At 68.6% G+C, this 19922-nt stretch carries 16 protein-coding genes; 5 read left to right on the top strand and 11 right to left on the bottom strand.

Annotated features, from left to right (window positions below; all coding sequences use genetic code 11):
• Positions 1-5: 5 nt before the first annotated feature.
• The 5 genes from D7006_RS04065 to D7006_RS04085 form a co-directional block, all read right to left on the bottom strand.
• Complete coding sequence (locus D7006_RS04065; protein ID WP_237355651.1) at positions 6-326, bottom strand: 2Fe-2S iron-sulfur cluster-binding protein; 321 nt, start codon at positions 324-326, stop codon at positions 6-8.
• A 38-nt stretch (positions 327-364) separates the two neighbouring features.
• Positions 365-1102, bottom strand: a complete 738-nt coding sequence (locus tag D7006_RS04070) for an SDR family NAD(P)-dependent oxidoreductase (protein WP_237355652.1) — start codon at positions 1100-1102, stop codon at positions 365-367.
• Positions 1099-1929 carry an enoyl-CoA hydratase/isomerase family protein gene (locus tag D7006_RS04075; RefSeq protein ID WP_237355653.1) on the bottom strand — a complete coding sequence of 277 codons (831 nt, stop codon included), beginning with the start codon at positions 1927-1929 and terminating at the stop codon, positions 1099-1101. Before D7006_RS04075 ends, D7006_RS04070 begins: the two co-directional genes overlap by 4 nt.
• 216 nt (positions 1930-2145) lie before the next feature.
• Positions 2146-2679: an aromatic-ring-hydroxylating dioxygenase subunit beta gene (locus tag D7006_RS04080; protein ID WP_237355654.1), complete on the bottom strand. Its 534-nt coding sequence runs from the start codon at positions 2677-2679 to the stop codon at positions 2146-2148.
• Positions 2679-3956 carry a Rieske 2Fe-2S domain-containing protein gene (locus tag D7006_RS04085; protein ID WP_169124395.1) on the bottom strand — a complete coding sequence of 426 codons (1278 nt, stop codon included), beginning with the start codon at positions 3954-3956 and terminating at the stop codon, positions 2679-2681. Before D7006_RS04085 ends, D7006_RS04080 begins: the two co-directional genes overlap by 1 nt.
• Positions 3957-4354: 398 nt before the next feature.
• Between D7006_RS04085 and D7006_RS04090 the strand changes: the two genes are divergently transcribed.
• From D7006_RS04090 to D7006_RS04110, 5 genes are all read left to right on the top strand, one after another.
• Positions 4355-5503, top strand: coding sequence for an ABC transporter substrate-binding protein (locus D7006_RS04090; protein ID WP_237355655.1), 1149 nt, complete (start codon positions 4355-4357; stop codon positions 5501-5503).
• Between the two features lie 216 nt (positions 5504-5719).
• On the top strand, positions 5720-6592 hold the full coding sequence (locus D7006_RS04095; RefSeq protein WP_029557220.1) for a branched-chain amino acid ABC transporter permease: 873 nt from the start codon (positions 5720-5722) through the stop codon (positions 6590-6592).
• A gap of 2 nt (positions 6593-6594) precedes the next feature.
• A complete protein-coding gene (locus D7006_RS04100; protein ID WP_210257902.1) occupies positions 6595-7551 on the top strand; it encodes a branched-chain amino acid ABC transporter permease in 957 nt (318 codons plus the stop codon).
• Positions 7548-8333 carry an ABC transporter ATP-binding protein gene (locus D7006_RS04105; RefSeq protein WP_237355656.1) on the top strand — a complete coding sequence of 262 codons (786 nt, stop codon included), beginning with the start codon at positions 7548-7550 and terminating at the stop codon, positions 8331-8333. Before D7006_RS04100 ends, D7006_RS04105 begins: the two co-directional genes overlap by 4 nt.
• On the top strand, positions 8320-9021 hold the full coding sequence (locus D7006_RS04110) for an ABC transporter ATP-binding protein (RefSeq protein WP_169124399.1): 702 nt from the start codon (positions 8320-8322) through the stop codon (positions 9019-9021). Before D7006_RS04105 ends, D7006_RS04110 begins: the two co-directional genes overlap by 14 nt.
• Positions 9022-9059: 38 nt before the next feature.
• Here the strand turns inward: D7006_RS04110 and D7006_RS04115 are convergent, their stop codons facing one another.
• From D7006_RS04115 to D7006_RS04140, 6 genes are all read right to left on the bottom strand, one after another.
• Positions 9060-12221, bottom strand: a complete 3162-nt coding sequence (locus D7006_RS04115) for an efflux RND transporter permease subunit (RefSeq protein ID WP_229644553.1) — start codon at positions 12219-12221, stop codon at positions 9060-9062.
• A 4-nt stretch (positions 12222-12225) separates the two neighbouring features.
• On the bottom strand, positions 12226-13353 hold the full coding sequence (locus D7006_RS04120; protein WP_237355657.1) for an efflux RND transporter periplasmic adaptor subunit: 1128 nt from the start codon (positions 13351-13353) through the stop codon (positions 12226-12228).
• Between the two features lie 222 nt (positions 13354-13575).
• Positions 13576-15867, bottom strand: a complete 2292-nt coding sequence (locus D7006_RS04125) for a DUF3141 domain-containing protein (protein WP_237355658.1) — start codon at positions 15865-15867, stop codon at positions 13576-13578.
• Positions 15868-15877: 10 nt separating this feature from the next.
• The gene (locus tag D7006_RS04130; protein WP_237355659.1) at positions 15878-17089 is read right to left on the bottom strand and encodes an acetate/propionate family kinase; all 1212 of its coding nucleotides are present in this window, start codon (positions 17087-17089) and stop codon (positions 15878-15880) included.
• 2 nt (positions 17090-17091) lie between these two features.
• Entirely contained in the window at positions 17092-18084 is a 993-nt protein-coding gene (locus D7006_RS04135) for a phosphate acetyltransferase (RefSeq protein ID WP_210257903.1), read from the bottom strand.
• 338 nt (positions 18085-18422) lie between these two features.
• Positions 18423-19484 carry an HAD family phosphatase gene (locus D7006_RS04140; protein ID WP_237355660.1) on the bottom strand — a complete coding sequence of 354 codons (1062 nt, stop codon included), beginning with the start codon at positions 19482-19484 and terminating at the stop codon, positions 18423-18425.
• Positions 19485-19922: the final 438 nt, after the last annotated feature.

Consider the following 19922-nt stretch of genomic DNA (forward strand, 5'->3'; position numbering starts at 1 on the left):
CGCCCTCAGCCCTGCCCGGCGGGCAGGTGGACGACGAGGCCGTCCAGCGCCGGCGCCACCTTCACCTGGCAGGAGAGGCGGGAGGTGTCGCGCACGTCCTCGGCGAATTCGAGCATGTCGCGCTCCATGCCGGTGGCCTCGCCCACGGCTGAAGACCAGGCGGGGTCCACATGCACATGGCAGGTGGCGCAGGAGCAGGCGCCGCCGCACTCGGCAACGATGCCGGGCACATTGGCGCGGCGGGCGCATTCCATAACGGAGAGCCCGTCATCCGCATCGATCTCGATGCGCTCAGCGGCGGGCGTGACGAAGACGATGCGGGTCATCGGGGGCTTCCAGTGGGGTATTGGTCTTGCTTGAAAGGTCAGGCGCCGCAGCCCATGCCGCCGGAGACGCCCAGCACTTCGCCGGTGACGAAGGAGGCGCCCGGCGAGGCGAGGAAGGCCACTGCCGCCGCCACCTCCTCCGGCTCGCCGATGCGGCGCAGCAGGGTGAGGGCGGCCATGTCGGCGAGGATCTTCTCGCCCACCTCGGCCACCGCCCGCTCCACCATGGGGGTGCGGATGGGGCCGGGCGCCACAGCGTTGGCCGTGATGCCGTAGCGCGCATTTTCGCGAGCGATGGAGCGGGTGAAGCCGATGAGCCCGGCCTTGGCGGCGGCATAGACCGCGCCGCCCTTGGAGCCCAGCCGCCCCGCCTCCGAGGCCACGTTCACCAGCCGCCCGTAGCGGGCCGCCTGCATGGCGGGCAAAGCGAGGCGAGTGAAGAGGAAGGCGGTTTCCAGATTCACCGAGAGCAGGAACCGCCAGTCGTCCACCGTGGTGTCGGTGAAGAAGGCGTGCTGGTCGGCGCCGATATTGTTCACCAGCACGTCGAACCCGCCGTGGGTGGCGAACAGCGCCTGCGCGGCCGCGGCGTCCGTGCCGTCCATATGGACGAAGGTGCCCCCGGTCTCCGCCGCGAGCGCGGTGCCGGTCGTGGCGTCGCGATCGCAGAAGGTGACGGCCATGCCGTCCGCGCCGAGCTGGCGGACGATGGCAGCGCCGATGCCGGCGCCACCTCCGGTCACCAGCGCGCGGCGCTTCGTTGCAGGCGCGGTCATCGGCCGGTGAAGACGGGCTTGCGCTTCTCGATCACCGCCGCGAGCCCTTCGCGGGAGTCGGCGGTGAAGGAGAGTTCGGAGACCGTGCGCGCCTCCTCCGGCAAAGCGCGCTCCACGTCCAGCGCGTTCCACAGGAGGCGCTTGGTGGCGGCCATGGCGAGCGGCGCGCCGGAGGCATAGAAGCGCGCGGCCTTGCCAGCTTCCTCGGTCAGCGCGTCGTCCGGCACGCACTTGGTGATGAGGCCGATGGACTGCGCCTCCTCGGCACTCACCACGCGGTTGGAGAGCATGATTTCCGCCGCGCGGCGGAAGCCCACGAGGTGGGGCAGGATGACCGAGGCGCCGGCATCCGGCGCCATGCCCACGCGCGTCGCGCCGGCCATGAATTTCGCGCCCGCGCCGGCAATCACGATGTCGGAGGCGCAGACGAGGCCGAGCCCGCCGCCGCCCGCCGCATAGCCGTGCACCTCGGTGACGACGATGGCTTTGAGGCGGATGAGGGCGCCGATGGCGACCTGGAGATAGGCCGTCACCTCACGCAGGAAATCGCCCAGCGCCTCGCCCTTGGAGGCGAACTCGCGCACGTCGCCGCCGGCGCAGAAATTGGCGCCCGCGCCGCGCAGATGCACCACCCGCACATGGGCGGAGCGGTGCACCACCATGATGGCCTTGTAGAGTGCCTGCATCAGCTCGATGTTCATGCCGTTGGCCGAGCCGGGGCGGTTGAGCGTGAGGGTGGCGACACCATCGGCATAATCGAGCAGGACCGGGCCTTCGGCGATCCAGCTCTCGGGGGCGGGGGTGCTGTGTGTGGTGCTGTGTGTCATGGGAGCCTCGGGGGCTGAAAGGGGAGGGCGCTGCCTGAGCCGCCGTCATGCCCGGCCTTGTGCCGGGCATCCACGTCGGGCCGCTGGCGCGGTGTTCGGATAAGCGCTCCCGGCCTCACCACGTGGATGGCCGGGACAAGCCCGGCCATGACGGGGAGGGGAGAGGCGGCGGAAAAGAGCCGGGCGCAGGCGCGCGGATACGTGCCGGGCCCGCCCTCACACCAGGAACGACAGCGTGTAGATGGGCTTGTTGTTGTTCACGAGGCAGATCTTCTTGCGCACCAGCCGGAAGCCGGCGTCGGTCATGCGCAGGCGGTAGGTGTTGCGCGCCGCCCAGAGCGTGTCGCCGCGCAGATTGTCCTCGTAGATGAGGACGTTGGCGCGCACGTCCACCTCGGGGCCGCGCACCTCGGCGATCTCGATGTTGGAGATCACGCGGGCCAGCTCCGAGCGCGGCGTCTGGGTGTGGCGGCGGCCGGTCTTGAGCTGGCGGATGCGCACGCCGATGCGCGAGCGGTTGTCGTAGAGCACCGACATCTGCTTCTCGGGGTCGGTGTCGTCGCCATTGGCCGGAACCCAGTAGATGGCGTCGTCGGTCCACAGCGCTTCCCACCCGTCATAATCGTGGGTGTCGGCGAGGCGGGCCTCCAGATAGAGGAACTGCGCCACCTGATGGTTGAGTGTCGCCGGCTCCAGCTTGGCGAGGTCGGGGGCGGAGGCGTCCGCGAAGGAATGGGCGAGGGCGGTCATCAGCGGGCCTCCGTCATCAGGTTGAGATAGTGGCGCCAGATGCCGCGCTGCGGCGTCTCGTCGGTGGAATGGGCGATGCGGAAGCCGTTCTCGTCGAGGCGCTCGCGGTGCAGGCCGCGGGAGAGCACCAGCCATTCGGGATCAAGGATCTGCGCGCCGCGATGGTTGCGCTCGTACATCTCGGTGTCGTCGGCGAGCAGCAGGCCGGCGGGGCCCACCGAGCCCATGGTCTGCTGGCGCAGGCGGCGGTTGATGTCCGGCGCGCCCTTGAACTGCACGGCGGTGACATGCTGGATGGTCTCGTCCACCGCCACCGGCTGGAGCACGAAGATCTGGATCTCGGCGATGAAGAGGTTCGGGAAGATCATGACGTGGGGCGAGCCGTCGATCATGATCTCGCGCGCCCGCTCCTCGCCATAGGCCGCGTTCATGCTCTTCACGTATTCGGGCAGGCGCTCCGGCGTGGTGCCGAACCACTGGAGCGGCTTGTCGTGCTTGCGCCATTCGGGGCGCAGGTCGAACTCGGTATGGCCGTTGCCGTAGTCGCGGGTGAGGGCGGTTGAATCCGCGCCGTAGAGGCTGCCGATGCCGGAGCTCGTCACCTGGAACACCGAGCCGTGGACGAAGCCGGGGTGGTAGCCGTCCGTCTCGTTCTCCAGCATGAACTTCCAGTTGGCCTTGGTGCGGTGCTGGAGGAAGCCCGCGGTCAGGTCCAGCTCGCCGGTGGGCGAGTTGTCGAGCAGCTGGTCGAGGGCCGCCTTGGCGCCGCCGAGATGCTCTTCCAGCGAGATGCCCTCGGCCGCCATGGAGCCGAAGACGAAGCCGCGATAGATGGCGATGCGCGGCACCTTGCCGAGGTTCAGCCCCGCCTTGCTCTGGCCTTCATAGCCCTCCGGCAGGGCATAGCCCATGAGGTCGCCGGTGTTGGAGAAGGTCCAGGAGTGGTACGGGCAGGTGAAGCTGGTGCGGTTGCCCTTCTGGTAGGCGCACAGCTGGTTGCCGCGATGGGGGCACTTGTTGAGGAGGAGGCGGACCTCGCCTTCCCGGTCCCGCACCATCAGCACCGGCATGGGGCCGATGGACTTGGTGACATAGTCGTTCTTGTTGGGAATTTCGCTGGTGTGGCCCACATAGACCCACGTCTTGTACCAGATCTTCTCCAGCTCTTCCTGGAAGATGGCCGGATCATAATAAAGACGGCTGTTGATGCGCGCGGGCTCGATGAGCGCGCGATAGTCGCGGGCCTGTGCGGCCTCGGACACGGCGGCGTGTGGCATGGCGGTCCACCCCTGGTGTGGCGTTGAATCTGCAGCGTTGGATTGTCGGATAATTCATCGAACGATCGATCTAAGTATTCTCGCGTTCCTTGAGCCATGTCAAGCAGGCCCCTGGGGCCTTCCGGCGCGAAATCTTCCCGGCGCGATCGCGCCAAGTCCCGCAGTGGTGCGCCTATACGCCTGAGACGTGTGGAAAAATCCCGCCCGGCTGACGTTGCGTTGAGGTGCTGCAGATTCTGGTGGCAATGCGAACGGATCTGAATTAAAAAGACCGAACGATCTAACGATAATAGATCGAAGCGTGATGCCCCCTCGCTTTCTCCCGCAGGCTTGTCTCCTCAGGCTGCCCGCGGTGGCGACGGCTCGGCGGCGTCACCCATCAATTCTGGGGAGGACACATGAAGAGGATTGTCACGGGCGCCTTCGCGCTGGCCCTCGTCGCCACCGCCGCCGCAACCCCCGCCCTTGCCGAGATCAAGATCGGCGCCGTGGTCTCGGAGACGGGGCCGGCCTCCTCCCTCGGCGATCCCGAGGCCAAGACCATCCGCATGATGGTGGAGGAGCTGAACGCCAAGGGCGGCATCAAGGGCGAGAAGGCCAAGCTCGTCCTCTATGACGATGGCGGCGACCCTTCCAAGGCCAAGACCTTCGCCACCCGCCTCGTGGAAGACGACGGCGTCGTCGCCATGGTCGGCGGCACCACCACCGGCACGTCGCTCGCTATCCTCGCGGTGGCCGAGGAGAGCAAGGTGCCCTTCATCTCGCTGGCCGGCGCCATCGAGATCATCGATCCGGTGAAGCCCTTCACTTTCAAGACCCCGCATACCGACCGCATGGCGTGCCAGAAGATCTTCGACGACATGAAGGCCCGTGGCCTGACGAAGATCGGCCTCATCTCCGGCACCGACGGCTTCGGCGCCTCCATGCGCGCCCAGTGCATCGCGGTGGCCAAGACCTCCGGCATCGAGATCGTCGCCGACGAGACCTACGGGCCGAAGGATGCGGACATGACCCCGCAGCTCACCAATATCCGCAACAAGAGCGGCATCCAGGCGGTGCTCAACACCGGCTTCGGCCAGGGGCCGGCCACCATCACCCGCAACTATGCGCAGCTGGGCATCACCCTGCCGCTCTACCAGTCCCACGGCGTCGCCTCCAACGCCTTCATCGAGCTGTCCGGCGCCAAGAATGCCGAGGGCGTGCGCCTGCCCGGCACCGCGCTGCTCGTGGGCGAGCTGCTCGACCCCAAGGACCCGCAGAAGAACGTGGTGCTGGCCTACAAGGCGAACTTCGAGAAGGCGGCCGGCGGCGCGCCGGTCTCCACCTTCGGCGGCTATGCCCATGACGCCATGCGCATCCTCACCGAGGCGCTCAACAAGGCGCCGTCCGCCAAGCCCGCCGCCATCCGCGATGCCATCGAGGGCACCACGGGCCTCGTCGGCACCACCGGCACCTACAATTACTCGAAGACCGACCATCTCGGCCTCGATCTCTCCGCCTTCCGCATGCTGGAAATCAGCAACGGCGGCTGGAAGCTGGTGAAGTAGAGGGGCCCACCCGGCCCGTCTGTCCGCCGGTCTTCCGCCATCGGTCCGCGGCCGCCGTCAGGGGTGGCCGCGGACGCCCCCACCCAAGACAAGCCGCCCGCCGGGGAGACGCATGGCGTCCGCCGGCAAGGCGCGGCACCCCCTTCCACACAGCGTGAGACGGCCTGCCGGTTTCCACTCGGCGCCGTCTCGAACCGCCCGCGGGGAGCGAGCGACATGTCCGATCTGCTGCAATTCCTGGTGTCCGGGGTCACGGTGGGCGCGGTCTATGCCCTCGTCGCCCTCGGCTTCACCATCATCTACAACGCTTCCGACGTGGTGAACTTTGCCCAGGGCGAGTTCGTGATGCTGGGTGGCATGATCAGCGTGGCCGGCGTCGCCGCCGGCCTGCCCTTGCCGCTCGCGGCGCTCATCGCCATCGCGCTCACGGCGGCCATCGGCGTGGCGCTGAACACCTTCGCCATCGAGCCGGCGCGCGGGGCGCCCGTGGTGTCGCTCATCATCATCACCATCGGCGCCTCCATCTTCATCCGGGGCGTCACCCAGATCGTGCTGGACAAGGGCACCCACCGGCTGCCCTCCTTCTCCGGCGACGACCCCATCCATGTGCTGGGCGCCACCGTGCTGCCCCAGAGCCTGTGGGTGGTGGCGGGGGCGGTGGCCATCTTCGTGGCGCTGTGGCTGTTCTTCACCCGCACGCTCACCGGCCGCGCGGTGCTCGCCACCTCCAACAACCGGCTGGCGGCGCAGCTCGTGGGCATCAACACGCGCTTCGTGATGACGCTCTCCTTCGCCCTCTCCGCCGCCATCGGCGCGCTGGCGGGCGTGCTCATCACCCCCATCCTGCCCACCAGCTTCGAGATCGGCATCTCGCTGGCGCTGAAGGGCTTCGCCGCCGCCATGCTGGGCGGCATGGGCAACCCCAAGGGCGCGCTGGCGGGCGGGCTGCTGCTCGGCCTCATGGAGGCGCTGACGGCGGGCTATATCTCCTCCCACTACAAGGATGCGGTGGCCTTCTTCGTCATCCTCGCCGTGCTGTTCGCCTTCCCGCGCGGCCTCTATGGCAGCAATCCGGTGGAGCGCGTGTGACCATGCGGCTCTCCCCGAAGCAGTCCACCCTGCTGGTGCTGGCGGTGCTGATGATCGCCAGTCCCTTCTTCTTCCCGTCGAACTATTACTACCGCGTGGGCTCGCTGGTCTTCGTCAATTCCATCGCGGTGGTGGGCATCGTCATCCTCACCGGCTATGCGGGGCAGATCAGCCTCGGCCATGCGGGCTTCCTCGGCATCGGCGGCTATGCCTGCGCGCTGCTGCCGGCGCATTTCGGCCTGCCGCCCGCGCTGGCGGTGGTGGCGGGGGCGGCGCTCTCCGGCGCCATCGCCTATGTGGTGGGTCGGCCCATCCTGAAGCTGAAGGGCTATTACCTCGCGGTGGCGACGCTCGGCTTCGGCGTGCTGGTGTCCATGGTGCTCGCCAATGAAGGCTGGCTCACCGGCGGGCCGGACGGCATCAAGGTGCCCGATCCCGGCCTGCGCGCGCTGCTGGAACAGGTGGGCATCGAACTCACCAACCCGCAATTCTGGTACGCCTTCTGCGGCCTCGTGCTGTTCATCGGCGCCTGGCTCGCCTTGAACCTGCGCGAAAGCCCCACCGGCCGCGCGCTCCGGGCGCTGCATGGCTCGGAGGTGGCGGCGCGCACGGCGGGCATCGATGTCGCGAAGGCGAAGTTGAATGCCTTCGTCATCTCCGCCGTCTACGCCTCCGTCGCCGGCTCCCTGCTGGCCCTGCAGAACCGGCTCATCACGCCGGATGTCGCGGGCTTCATGCACTCCATCGAGCTGGTCACCATGGCGGTGCTGGGCGGGGCGGGATCGGTGCTGGGCGGCATCTTCGGCGCGGCGCTGCTCACGCTGCTGCCGCAGGTGCTCACCGTGTTGCAGGATTACGAGCACGTGGTCCTCGGCCTCGTGATGATGCTGGTGATGATCTTCCTGCCGGCGGGGCTCATCCCCAGCGCCCGGCGCCTGCTGCGGGGGAGGGGGGAATGAGCCTTTTACAAGTGGAAGGCCTCGGCATCTCCTTCGGCGGAGTCACGGCGGTCAACGACGTGTCCTTTGGGCTGGAGACGGGCAAGATCGTCTCGGTCATCGGCCCCAACGGGGCGGGCAAGACCACGCTGTTCAACATGATCTCCGGCGTCTACCTGCCGAAATCCGGCCGGGTGCGCCTGGACGGCGAGGACGTGACCGGCCTGCGTCCGGACCTGCTGGCGGTGCGGGGCATGTCGCGCACCTTTCAGAACCTCCAGATCTTCCACGAGATGAGCGTTCTGGAGAACGTCATCGTCGGCTTCCACATGCACGAGCGCGGCCCGGTGCTCGCCGACCTGTTCGGCCTGCCGGGCTCGCGCCGGCGGGCACGGGCGGCGGCGGAGGGCGCGCGCGTCCTTCTGGAGCGGGTGGGGCTGGAACGGGCGGCCGAGCGCGAGGCCGGCGCCCTCTCCTATGGCGCGCTCAAGCGCCTGGAGATCGCCCGGGCGCTGGCCGCCCGTCCCCGCGTGCTGCTGCTCGATGAGCCGGCGGCGGGCTGCAACGCGGTGGAGACGGAGGAGATCGACCGCCTCATCTGCGAGGTGGCCAAGACCGGTGTCGCCATCCTGCTGGTGGAACACGACATGAAGCTGGTGATGCGCCTGTCCGACACCATCGTGGTGCTGGACCACGGCGAGAAGATCGCCGAGGGCGATCCCGCATTGGTCAGCCGCGATCCGAAGGTGATCGAGGCCTATCTCGGCGCCGGCACGACGGAGGCGCTCCATGCTCACGGTTGAGGGGCTGCGCTCGCGCTACGGGCGCATCGAGGTGCTGCACGGGGTGGACCTGTTCGTCGGCTCCGGCGAGATCGTCACCGTGGTGGGGGCGAACGGGGCGGGCAAGACGACGCTGCTGCGCTGCCTCTCCGGCGTGCAGCCGGTGTCGGGCGGCACCATCACCTTCCGCGGCGAGGCGCTCACCCAGGTGCCCGCCTATCGCCGGGTGGCGCGCGGGCTGGCGCAATCGCCGGAGGGGCGGCAGATCTTCACCAATCTCAGCGTGGAGGAAAACCTGCGGCTCGGCGCCTTCGTCTTCGCCGACGAGCGGGTGGAGCGCGACATGGCGGACGCCTTCGCCATGTTCCCCATCCTGAAGGAGAAGCGCAACCAGCTCGCCGGCGGCCTATCCGGCGGGCAGCAGCAGATGCTGGCCATCGCCCGCGCCCTCATGGGCCGGCCGGCCTGCCTGTTGCTGGACGAGCCCTCCATGGGCCTCGCGCCCATCCTCGTGGCGCAGATCTTCGAGGTGGTGAAGGGGCTGAAGGCGCTGGACGTGACCGTGCTGCTGGTGGAGCAGAACGCCTTCGGGGCGCTGTCCGTGGCCGACCGGGGCTATGTGATGGAAACCGGCCGGGTCACCATGGTCGGCCCGGCGGCGGAGCTGATCGCCGACCCGCGCGTGCGCGAGGCGTATCTGGGCATCTGAGGCGGCCGCCCCGGAAGGGGCGACCGGCTTTCAGCGTCTCAATGGCCGCTGCCGGCTTCCGGTGCCGGCGGCGCCGCCACCTTGGGCCGGGCGCCGGGGCGCAGCTTTTCGCGGATGCCCTGGAACAGCACGTAAAGCGGCGGGATGACGAAGATGCCGAGGAAGGAGGCGGCGATCATGCCGCCGAACACCGGCGTACCCACATTCTGCCGCGCCATCTGCGCCGCGCCGGTGGCGACCACCAGCGGGAACAGGCCGAGGATGAAGGCCAGCGACGTCATCATCACCGGACGGAACCTGAGGCGAGAGCCCTCGGTGGCGGCGGTGAGCAGGTCCTCGCCATGCTCGCGCCGCTCCTTGGCGAACTCGACGATGAGGATGCCGTTCTTCGCCGCGAGGCCGATGAGCACGATCATGCCGATCTGGCCGTAGAGGTCGAGGGTGAGCTGCCCGATGACGATGGCCGCATAGGCGCCGAGCATGCCCACCGTGACGGAGAGCAGCACCGGCACCGGGATGGACCAGCTTTCATAGAGGGCCACCAGGAACAGGAAGGCGAACAGCACGGCGAAGGCGAGGATGATGCCGGTCTTGCCCTCCGCCCTCTTCTCCTGGAACGAGGTGTCGGTCCACGCGCCGGAGAAGCCCTGCGGCAGGGTCTTGGCCGCAACCGCATCCATGGCGGCCAGCGCCTGGCCGGAGGAGACGCCGGGCGCCGGATTGCCCTGCACCGTCACCGCGCGCTTGTTGTTGTAGCGGATGAGCGCCGGCGGGCCGACCTCCACCCGCACCTCCACGATGGAGCGCAGCGGGATCATCTCGCCTTTGTTGTTGCGCACATGGATGCGGTAGATGTCCTCCACATCCTTGCGGTCCTCGCCCTCCGCCTGCACCTGCACCTGCCAGGTGCGGCCGTAGAGGTTCATGTCGTTCACATAGAGGCCGCCCAGCGAGGTCTGCAGCGCGGTGAACACGCTGTCGAGCGGCACGCCCAGCACCTGCGCCTTGTCGCGGTCGATGTCGAGCTGGAGCGAGGGGTTGGTGGCGGAATAGGTGGAGAACACCCGCGTCAGCTCGGGGTCCTGGTTGGCGGCGATCAGGAGGCCGCGCAGCACCTGCGCCAGCACCTTGGGATCGCCGGCTCTGAGATCCTGCAGCACGAAGGAGAAGCCGCCGCCGGTGCCGAGGCCGACGATGGGCGGCGGGCCGAGCGGCACCACCGTGCCGCCGGGGATCATGCGCATCTTCTCGCCGAGGCGCGCGATCACCGCGTTGGCGCTCTCGTCCTTGCCCTTGCGCTCCTCGAACGGCTTCATGGTGACGACGATGAAGGCGGCGTTGGGCTGGGAATAGTTGTCAATGAAGTTGAGGCCGATGACGGAGGTGTAGTCCTCCACCGTGTGCTCTTCCTTCAGGAGCGCCTCGGCCTTGCGGATCACCTCCGTGGTGCGGCCCACCGAGGCGCCGCCGGGCAGTTGCACGACGACGAAGAAGGCGCCCTGGTCGTCCTCCGGCAGGAAGCCCGTGGGGGTGAGCTTCGACAAGGCGAAGATGCCGCCCGAGGCGACGAACACGCAGACGAGGCCGATGAGCGAGAAGCGCACCAGCCGCGCCACCGCCGAGCCGTAGGCGTCGCGCACCTTGTCGATGCCGCGCATGACGTAGCCGATGGGCCCCTTCTTCGGCCCGTGGGAGGGCTTCAAAAGGATGCCGCAAAGGGCCGGCGAGAGGGTGAGCGCGTTGATGGCCGAGAGGAACATGGCCACCGCCACCGTGATGGCGAACTGGCGGAACAACTCGCCGGAGATGCCGGGGATGAAGGCCACCGGCACGAACACGGAGAGCAGAACCAGGGTGATGGCGATGATGGGGGCGGTTATTTCCGCCATGGCCTTCTTGGTGGCGTCGGCGGGGGAGAGCTCGGGATGCTCCTCCATCACGCGCTCGACATTCTCCACCACCACGATGGCGTCATCCACCACGATGCCAATGGCAAGCACGATGGCGAGCAGCGACACGGTGTTGGCGGAATAGCCGATGGCGTTCAGCACGATGAAGGTGCCGATGAGGCTCACCGGCACCGCCAGCGTGGGGATGAGGGTGGCGCGGAAGGAGCCGAGGAAGAGATAGACCACCAGCACCACGAGGATGAACGCCTCGATCAGCGTCTTCTGCACCTCGTGCATGGTGTCGGTGACGAACACGGTGGGGTCGTAAGTGACCTTCCAGGCGAGGTCCTCGGGGAAGGCCTTCGCCAGCTCGTCCATGCGGGCGCGGATGGCGTTGATGGTGGTGATGGCGTTGGCGCCGGGCGACTGGTAGAGCGCCAGCACCGCCGACGGGCCGCCATTGAACAGGGTCTCGCGGTCGAGGTTCGCGGCACCCATTTCGAGGCGCGCCACGTCGCCGAGGCGCAGCACCGAGCCGTCCGCATTGGTGCGCAGGACGATGTTCTCGAACTCCGCGACGCTGGAAAGCCGCCCTTTGGTGCGCAGGTTCAGCTGCAATTGCTGGTCGTCGGACACCGGGCGGGCGCCGAGGCGGCCCACCGCAGCCTGGATGTTCTGCGAGCTGATGGCCTTGACCACGTCTTCCGCGGTGAGGCCGAGGCCGGTGAGGCGGTCGGTCTTCACCCAGGCGCGCATGGCATAGTCCTGCGGACCCCACAGGCCCGCATCGCCCACGCCGGGAATGCTCTTCAATTCGTCGAGGATGTTGATGGTGACGTAATTGGAGATGTAGAGCGGGTCCCAGGTCTTCTTGGGCGAATAGATCGCCAGCACGCCGAGCAGCGCGGACGACTTCTTCTTCACCGTCACGCCCTGGCGCTTCACGTCCTCCGGCAGCTTGGAGAGCGCGACCTGCACCCGGTTGTTCATGTTGACGGTGTTGATGTCCGGGTCGGTGCCCAGCTCGAACGAGCCGGTGAGGGTGTAGGACCCGTCATCGCCGGACACGCTCTTCATGTAGATGAGCTTGTCGACGCCCACCACCTGCGCCTCGATGGGCTGGGCGACGGTGGAATCCACCACCTCGGCGGAGGCGCCGGGATAGAAGGTGGTCACCGACACCTGCGGCGGGATGATGTCGGGATATTGCGACACCGGGATCGCGAAGAGCGAGAGCAGGCCCGCGATCACCGTGACGATGGCGATGACGATGGCGAGCCGCGGGCGGTCGACGAAGACGGAGGAGAGCATCGCCTCAGCCCTTCACGCCGAGGACGGGGGTCGCGCGCACGGGGGCGTTGGGCCTCAGCGCCTCGAACCCGTCCACGATCACCGGCTCGCCGGGCTTGATGCCGTCCACGATGATGTTGCTGCCGACGTTTCCGCCCGGCTTCACCCGCCGTACCACCGCCTTGCCGTCCTCCACCACGAAGACGTAGACGCCGGCCTGGTCGGCGATGAGCGCCGCCTGCGGGACGACGACACGTTCCTCCGGCTTGCCGGACTTCAGCTCCACCCGCACCAGTTGGCCGTCCACCAGCTGGCCCTTGGGGTTGGGCACGTCCGCGCGCATGATGATGGTGTCCGTGGTGCGGCTCACCGACACGTCGATGAAGTTGATGCGCCCCACCTCGCCATAGATGCTGCCGTCGGGAAACTTGATGCGGACCTCGACGTTGGAGAGGTCCACCTTCCCCTCGTCCTTCTGCGCTTCCTGATAGTCGCGCTGGCTCACCGGGAAGGTGACGTACATGGGGTTCTGGCTCACCACCGTGGCGAGCGGGCCGCTCTCCGGGCCGATGATGTGGCCGCGGGTGAAGGCGGTGCGGCCGATGCGGCCGGCGATGGGGGAGACGATGTCGGTATAGCCGAGATTGATCTTCGCCGTGTTCAGCGCCGCCTCGGCGGTGAGCAGCGCGCCCTTGGCGGATTCCTCGTTGGCCACCGCCTGGTCGCGGGCGACCACGGTGCCGGCATTCTTGGTGAGCAGTTCCTCGGCGCGCTCGCGCTGGATCTTGGCGAGGGTCAGGGCCGCCTTGGCCCGCTCCACGTCGCCTTCCGCCTGCTGCACGTCGGCCTGGAAGGGCGGCTTCTCGATGCGGTAGAGGGGCTGGCCCTCCTTCACCATCTCGCCTTCCTTGAACAGCACGGCCTCCAGCATGGCCTTCACCCGGGCGCGGATGTCCACCCGCTCAGGCGCTTCCACGCGGCCGACGAATTCCATGGCGTCGGCGATCGGCTTGAGTTCAGCCGCCGCCACGCCCACGGGGATCGGCCCCTGCTGGGCGCCGGCCGGCGTCGCGCAGAGCAGCAGCGCAGCGGCCCACAGGACGGGACCAACGGATTTGAAATGCGCCGGCTTCGGACGAGCGATGATGCTCATGGCTGTTCCCCCTGATCGGCCCGTCGATGCCGCCCGGCGGCTTCGCCCGATGCCCCGCAAACTGGATCCGCAACGCTGATCTGAGCCCCTGCAGCGCCGCGTTCGCGCACACTAGCACCCCGGCCGCGTCCAGCAACGCCCCGATCTCGCCCCTGCGCTTGGCACAGCGGGCGCGATCGGCCAATTGCCTTTTGGCGCCATCCGGGGCGCGCTGCCGTCGCCTCAGGCGACGTTGAGCGGGAACGGCACCACTTGCGCGCCTTCGCCCCGCGGCAGGCTCGGGGAGGCATCCGCCACCGCCAGCACCTGGCGTACCTCGTCCACCACGGACGCCGCCTCGGGGGCGATCTCCATGTTGGCGAGCAGCCGGTCGAGCAGAGCGAGGAGGCGCGAGCGCTCCTGCGGCGTCTTCAGCAGCGCCGGCAGGGTGGCGATGGCCTCCGCCTCGTTGCGGTCCACGATGATGGACTGGCGGCGGATGATGCCTTGCGCGACATCGGAGGGCAGGGCCAGAAGCCCCAGCTCGTAGCCCACCAGCTCGCGGATCTGCTTCAGGGTGGAGAGCCGGCGCTCGTTGCCGCCGCGCTTGAAGCCGATGAGGGCCACGCGCACGCCGGCATCGGTGAAGCCGCCCTCGCGGATGGCGGCGAGCGCCGCCTCCACTTCGGCTGGCGGCTGCTCCACCAGGGCAGCGGCGGTGGCCGGCGCGGTGAGGTCCGGGTCCAGCATGGCGAAGGTGCCGTAGAGGCGGAAGAATTCGGTCTCCACCGTCGCGTCGCGCAGGCGGCGGTAGAGGTCCCAGCCGGCGGTGATGGCGGTGGCGGCGAACCGCTCGCCGGCCACATGCACGCCTTTCTCGTCCCGCGGCGTGCGCTGGCCGCGGGCGAATTCGGCCAGCGGCGCCATGGCCTTGAGCCACGGATTGAGATCGGACAGACCCCAGCGCACCGCGCGCAGCGGATGCACCGCGCGCACCACGCGGCCCATCTCGGGCGTCACCACGGCGGCAATCGCGGGATGGACGAAGGTCTCGTAGAGGCGCGAATTGGTCTGCGAGACGTTGGCCACCACCTCGAACGGGATCTCGTCGTTGCGGTTATACTTCTGCAGCACCGCGAGATCCTCCACCCGGCGCTCGGTGAGGGTCACGTCATACTTCACCTCGGGGCCGGAGCGGTCCTCCTCGATGGTCATGCCGTAGAGGCCGGGGGGCAGCGCCTCCACATAGTCGAGCAGGTCCACGATCTGCGCGTGCTCGCGCCGGGCGATGGCGCCGGAGACGAAGATGCCGAGATGTCCCACCGTGTCGTGCATGAGGCCGACGATGACCTGCCCGGCATCCTTCAGCGCCTGCGTGGTCGGGTAGAGGTCCGCCACCCAGTTGATGGCCTGCTGGGGCGGGGTGATGTTGTCGCCCAGCGAGGCGAAGACGATGATGGGCGAGCGCACGGCCTTGAGGTCGAAGGTCTTGCCCGGCGCCCATTCCGCCTTGCCGGCGGCGAGCCTGTTGCCGACGAACAGGTTTTCCACGATCCACCGGATCTCTTCCCGGTTCATCAGGAAGTAGCCGCCCCACCAGCGCTCGAATTCCAGGAAGCGCGGCGGCTCGGTGTCGATCTTGGAATAGAGCGAATAGTATTTGGTGAAATAGGTGTTGGCCGGGTTCAGATACTCGAAATTGTCCACGAGATAGGCGCCGTCGAAGACGCCGCCGCCGAGGTCCGAGGCGAGCGAGGCGGTCCACGCCCCGCCCAGCACGCCGCCGGCATAGCGCATGGGGTTCTCGGCGTCGTTGCCGGCCCAGTAGGACATGGGCGCGCCGTTCACGACGATGGGGCCCACATTGTCCGGGTCCAGCGCCGCGACCAGCATGGCGGCCCAGCCGCCCTGGCAATTGCCCATCACCACCGGCCGCTCGTGGGTGGGATGGCGCTCGCGCACGAGGCGCACGAACTCGGATTCCGCCAGCGACACGTCCGCCAGCGTCTGCCCCGGCACCGGCTCGGGGAAGAAGATGACCATGTAGACGGCATGCCCCGCCTTCAGCGCGAAGCCGACCTCGGAATCCTTCTTGAAGCCGCCGATGCCCGGCCCGTGCCCGGCGCGCGGATCGATGATGAGGAAGGCGCGCTTTTCCGGGTCCAGCGTCACGCCGTCCGGCGGCAGGATGCGCACGAGGGCATAGTTGCAGGGCCGCGCGAAGGTGCGGGCGTCGGCCACCATCTCATAGTCGAAGGCGAGCAGCGGCGGCTTGCCGGCCTTCTCGTGCGCGATCCAGTTGTTGCCGCGCTGGCGCATGGTGTCCCAGAAGATCAGCGAGCGCTGGGCCGCGTCGAAAGCGTAGGACACGCTGTCGCGCCACGCCTCGGCCGGCGTCTGCGGGCGACCCGCCCCGGCGAAGGCGGAGGCCGCTTCGCGCATGGCCGCGCCATAGGCCGAGACCGCCTCGCCGATGCGCAGGCGGTAGATCTCCGCCACCCGGCCGTAGACCTTCATCATGTCCATGGGATGCATGGGGGCCTCCTCAGGCCGAAGGAACCTGAACTTGCGTGTGGGAGAGGACCTGGCGCATCTCGCGGACGATGGTCCATTCCTCGTCGGTGGGGATCACATAGGCCTGTGGGCCGGTGCCGCGGGTGATGCGGGTGGCGCCGGCGCGGTTGGCCTCCGGGTCCAGCTCGAAGCCGGCCCAGGCGGCGGCGCGGATCACCTCGGCGCGGGTCTCGGCGTCGTTCTCGCCGATGCCGGCGGTGAAGACGAGGGCGTCGATGCCCCGCAGCGCCGCCACCAGCGAGCCGAACTCGCGGTTGATGCGGTAGACGAACAGGTCGATGGCCCGCCGCGCGCCCGCGTCCGTCTCGCAGCGCTCGCGCAGCACGCGCATGTCGTTGGAGAGGCCGGAGACGCCGATGAGGCCGCACTTGGTATAGAGGAAGTGCTCCGCCTCCTCCGCGCTCATGCCCATCTCGCGCTGGAGATAGAAGACCACGCCGGGATCGATGGAGCCGCTGCGCGTGCCCATCACCAGCCCGTCGAGGGCCGAGAAGCCCATGGTGGTGGCGATGGAGCGCGCGGCATCATAGGCGCACAGGCTCGCCCCGTTGCCGAGATGCGCCGCCACCACCCGCCCCTTGGCGAGGCGCGGGTCGACCTTGGGGAACTGGGTGGCAAGATAGGCGTAGGACAGGCCGTGGAAGCCGTAGCGTTTCACCCCCGCATCGGTCATCGACTGGGGAATGGCGAACATCTGCGCCAGTTCCGGCTGGGTGCGGTGGAAGGCGGTGTCGAAGGCCGCCACCTGCGGCAGGCCCGGCACGCGGCGGGCGATGATGCGGATGGGCTCCAGGCTCTTCGGCTGGTGCAAAGGCGCGAGCGGGGAGAGGGTATCCAGCTCGTTGATGATGGCGGGCGTCAGCTCCACCGCATGGGTATAATGCGGGCCGCCATGCACCACGCGGTGGCCGACGGCGGCGAGCTGGTGGCCGCCCCGGTGGGCGCCGAGCCAGTCGGAGAGATAGGCCAGCGCCTCCTCGAAGCCGAACGCCGTCTGGCCGGCCCAGCGCTGCTCCCCGGCGGTCGCGCCGTCGTGGTCCTTCACCTTGAAGTGCGGATCGGTGCCCAGCCCCTCGAACAGGCCGCGATAGATGCGGTTGGGCACGTCCGCCCCATCGTCCAGGAACACCTGGAACTTGAGGCTGGAGGAACCGGCATTCAGGACGAGCTGTACCTTTGCCATGTTCAGACCTCCAGCGCCTTGGCCGCCGCGCGGGCCGTGGCCTGCTGGGCGGCGGCGAGCAGCGCCGCCACCGCGCAGGAGGCGAGGCGCGTGGGCGCGGAATCCGCCCGGCTGGTGAGGATGATGGGCACCCGCGCCCCCACCACGATGCCCGCCGCATCGGCGCCGGCGAGGAAGGACAGGCTCTTCGCCAGCATGTTGCCGGCTTCGAGGTCCGGCACCACCAGCACGTTGGCCCGCCCGGCCACCGGCGAGGAAATGTGCTTGATGGCTGCCGAGCCGAGGTCGATGGCATTGTCCAGCGCCAGCGGCCCGTCGACGATGGCGCCGGTGATCTGGCCGCGATCGGCCATCTTGCACAGGGCCGCCGCCTCGATGGTGGAAGGCACGGCGGGGTTCACCGTCTCCATGGCGGAGAGGATGGCCACCCGCACCTCGGGGAAGGAGAGCGCGTGCGCCAGCTCGATGGCGTTCTGCACGATGTGCGCCTTGTCCTCCAGCGAGGGGGCGATGTTGATGGCGGCGTCCGTGATGATGAGCGCGTCGGGATGGCTCGGCACGTCCATGACGAAGCAGTGGCTGATGCGCCGCGCGGTGCGCAGGCCGGTGTCGCGGGCGACCACCGCGCTCATCAGCTCGTCGGTGTGGAGGCTGCCCTTCATGAGGGCGTCGGCCTCGCCGCAGCGGACCAGCGCCACCGCCTTCTCCGCCGCCTCATGGCTGTGCGCCGCCGCCACCTGCCGCACCTTGGAAATGTCGAGCTGGCCGGCCGCCGCGGCCGCCGCGATCTTGGCCGGCGGGCCGACGAGGATGGGCTCGATCAGCCCGAGGTCGGCCGCCTCCAGCGCGGCACGCAGGGAAACGTCGTCGCAGGGGTGGGCCACCGCCACCTTGAGCCGGGGCAGCGCCTGCGCCGCGGAGATCAGGCGATCATACTTGGCGTGTCGATTGTGCTGGGTGTCTTGAGCCGCCGCTGCGGCCAAATGAGCGGTCATGTGCGCTCTCCCTCGTGCCGCCGCACGGGCCGGCCGGGCGGCTGGGTCTCCTGGCGGATGCTCGCCTCAAGCTGTCGGCCCGCAGCCTCCCGCCTTCCATGATGCAGATCAAGGGGCGTGTGCTCGCACCTGCGGAATGGTATCCGGATGGTGCAGAAATGGGTGGCGTCGGTGACGCGATGCCGTTCAGCGGTGCCGGGAAAAAATCCGGCCGGGCGCCTGCGGGGAAGCGGCAGCCCGGCCGGCGCTTCCCGGGAGGTCTCGGTTGAGCGCGTGGCCATGGTCCACGGAAGCCACGGGCGCCGCATCCCCAAAATGGAGGAGGCCGCGCGGCAACCTCACGGCTCGAAGGCGAACACCTTCTTCCAGTCGTCCTTCATGGAGATGACGGACCAGCCGCGCGCCTTCGCCTCGTCATAGAGCTTCTGCGTGAAGGTGCCGACCTCGGAGTATGGCAGGCCCTGTGCCGGGCCATAGGCGAATTCGCGCTTCCCGTCGTCGTGCAGCACCAGGGCGGCGAAGCGCAAACCCTTTCCGGCCTTGGTATATTCCAGCATCTGCCGGTCGCCGGTGGAGTTGCCGAAGGCGGCAATGGGGCGCTTGCCGATGACGAGGTGGATGCCCTCCGGCTTGCCGCCGAACAGGTCCTCGAACAGAACGGCCGGCTCCAGCCGCAGCACCGGGCGACCGGAGGCGTCGTAGCCGAAGCGCACCGCATCCGGCGTGCCCACCACCTGCTCGGGCGGGATGCCGTAGAGCTTCTCGGAATAGGCGCGCACGAAATCCTGCCCGCCGCCGGTGACGATATAGGTGCGGAAGCCGTTGGCGCGCAGCAGTTCCAGCACCTCCCTCATGGGCTGGTAGACGAGATCGGTGTGCGGGCGGTTCAGCACCGGATTGCGAGCGGTGGCCATCCAGTCCTGCACGGCGGCGCGGAACTCCTCCACCGTGAGGGATTCCAGCGTCAGCATGATGATTTTCATGAAATCGGCGGAGGAGAGCTTGCCCAGTGCTTCTTCCCTGGCCTTCTCGTCACCGGAAATGGCCGTGCGGAACGGCTCCTCGGTCTTCAAGGCCGGATTCGCCTGGGCCATCGCGCGCACCCGGGCGGCGGCGAAGGCGACCTCGGTATAGACCGGCTGCTCCACCCAGAGCGTGCCGTCCTGGTCGAAGGTGGCGATGCGGTCGGCGGGGGGCACGAAATCCGGCCCGCCGGGGGTTGTGGTGGCCTTCACGAAATCGAGGAGGCCGCTCTTGGTCGCCCCCGCATTCCAGGAGGGGAGGGGATCGACCGCCTGAGCATGGGCGGGGAGGGACAACCCGACGCAGAGAAGGCCGGCGGCGAGGACAGCGGCGCGAGCGAGCGGCCGCAGGCCGGCGGAAAATCTCAACGACACCATGGATCAAGCCCCCTCGCGCCCTGACGCTGCGCCCCGCATGTTGCCCGATTCTGCGACGCCTGCGCGACGGCTTCAAGCACCGGCCTCTCGTGAAGGGCACCACTCTCGCGTCCCGGACACATGCAGCGTCAGCGGAATGTGAGCCGGGACCCAGTGCACGGGTCCGCCGAAGGCGCTTCTTGACCTCGGCGCTCTCGGGCTTTGCCCCGCTGCGCGGGACCTCTTGCGCTGGACCCCGGATCGGCGCTCCGGCTTTCGCCGTCGCTTGTCCGGGGAACATCCCCGCACAGCGAATAACTGACGTTCCGCAAACGTCCCTCTTGGCGAGCGGCCCGGGTTGCGCGTAGATGGCGGTGCGGGGTCGGGCCACGTCGTTCCGGAATGGGCATGACGGGCACCGGTCGGTCATTTCTCGTGAGGGGGCCGGTCGAACGATCT

This window comes from Xanthobacter sp. YC-JY1, assembly GCF_021730305.1.
Lineage (GTDB): Bacteria > Pseudomonadota > Alphaproteobacteria > Rhizobiales > Xanthobacteraceae > Xanthobacter > Xanthobacter flavus.

What these genes read in the sequence shown, in the direction of transcription:
- D7006_RS04090 (WP_237355655.1), top strand. Translation starts at nt 4,355, where the DNA reads ATGAAGAGGATTGTCACGGGCGCCTTCGCGCTGGCCCTCGTCGCCACC.
- D7006_RS04135 (WP_210257903.1), bottom strand. Translation starts at nt 18,084, where the DNA reads ATGACCGCTCATTTGGCCGCAGCGGCGGCTCAAGACACCCAGCACAAT.
- D7006_RS04100 (WP_210257902.1), top strand. Translation starts at nt 6,595, where the DNA reads ATGCGGCTCTCCCCGAAGCAGTCCACCCTGCTGGTGCTGGCGGTGCTG.
- D7006_RS04080 (WP_237355654.1), bottom strand. Translation starts at nt 2,679, where the DNA reads ATGACCGCCCTCGCCCATTCCTTCGCGGACGCCTCCGCCCCCGACCTC.
- D7006_RS04065 (WP_237355651.1), bottom strand. Translation starts at nt 326, where the DNA reads ATGACCCGCATCGTCTTCGTCACGCCCGCCGCTGAGCGCATCGAGATC.
- D7006_RS04085 (WP_169124395.1), bottom strand. Translation starts at nt 3,956, where the DNA reads ATGCCACACGCCGCCGTGTCCGAGGCCGCACAGGCCCGCGACTATCGC.
- D7006_RS04115 (WP_229644553.1), bottom strand. Translation starts at nt 12,221, where the DNA reads ATGCTCTCCTCCGTCTTCGTCGACCGCCCGCGGCTCGCCATCGTCATC.
- D7006_RS04130 (WP_237355659.1), bottom strand. Translation starts at nt 17,089, where the DNA reads ATGGCAAAGGTACAGCTCGTCCTGAATGCCGGTTCCTCCAGCCTCAAG.
- D7006_RS04110 (WP_169124399.1), top strand. Translation starts at nt 8,320, where the DNA reads ATGCTCACGGTTGAGGGGCTGCGCTCGCGCTACGGGCGCATCGAGGTG.
- D7006_RS04140 (WP_237355660.1), bottom strand. Translation starts at nt 19,484, where the DNA reads ATGGTGTCGTTGAGATTTTCCGCCGGCCTGCGGCCGCTCGCTCGCGCC.
- D7006_RS04095 (WP_029557220.1), top strand. Translation starts at nt 5,720, where the DNA reads ATGTCCGATCTGCTGCAATTCCTGGTGTCCGGGGTCACGGTGGGCGCG.
- D7006_RS04075 (WP_237355653.1), bottom strand. Translation starts at nt 1,929, where the DNA reads ATGACACACAGCACCACACACAGCACCCCCGCCCCCGAGAGCTGGATC.
- D7006_RS04120 (WP_237355657.1), bottom strand. Translation starts at nt 13,353, where the DNA reads ATGAGCATCATCGCTCGTCCGAAGCCGGCGCATTTCAAATCCGTTGGT.
- D7006_RS04105 (WP_237355656.1), top strand. Translation starts at nt 7,548, where the DNA reads ATGAGCCTTTTACAAGTGGAAGGCCTCGGCATCTCCTTCGGCGGAGTC.
- D7006_RS04125 (WP_237355658.1), bottom strand. Translation starts at nt 15,867, where the DNA reads ATGCATCCCATGGACATGATGAAGGTCTACGGCCGGGTGGCGGAGATC.
- D7006_RS04070 (WP_237355652.1), bottom strand. Translation starts at nt 1,102, where the DNA reads ATGACCGCGCCTGCAACGAAGCGCCGCGCGCTGGTGACCGGAGGTGGC.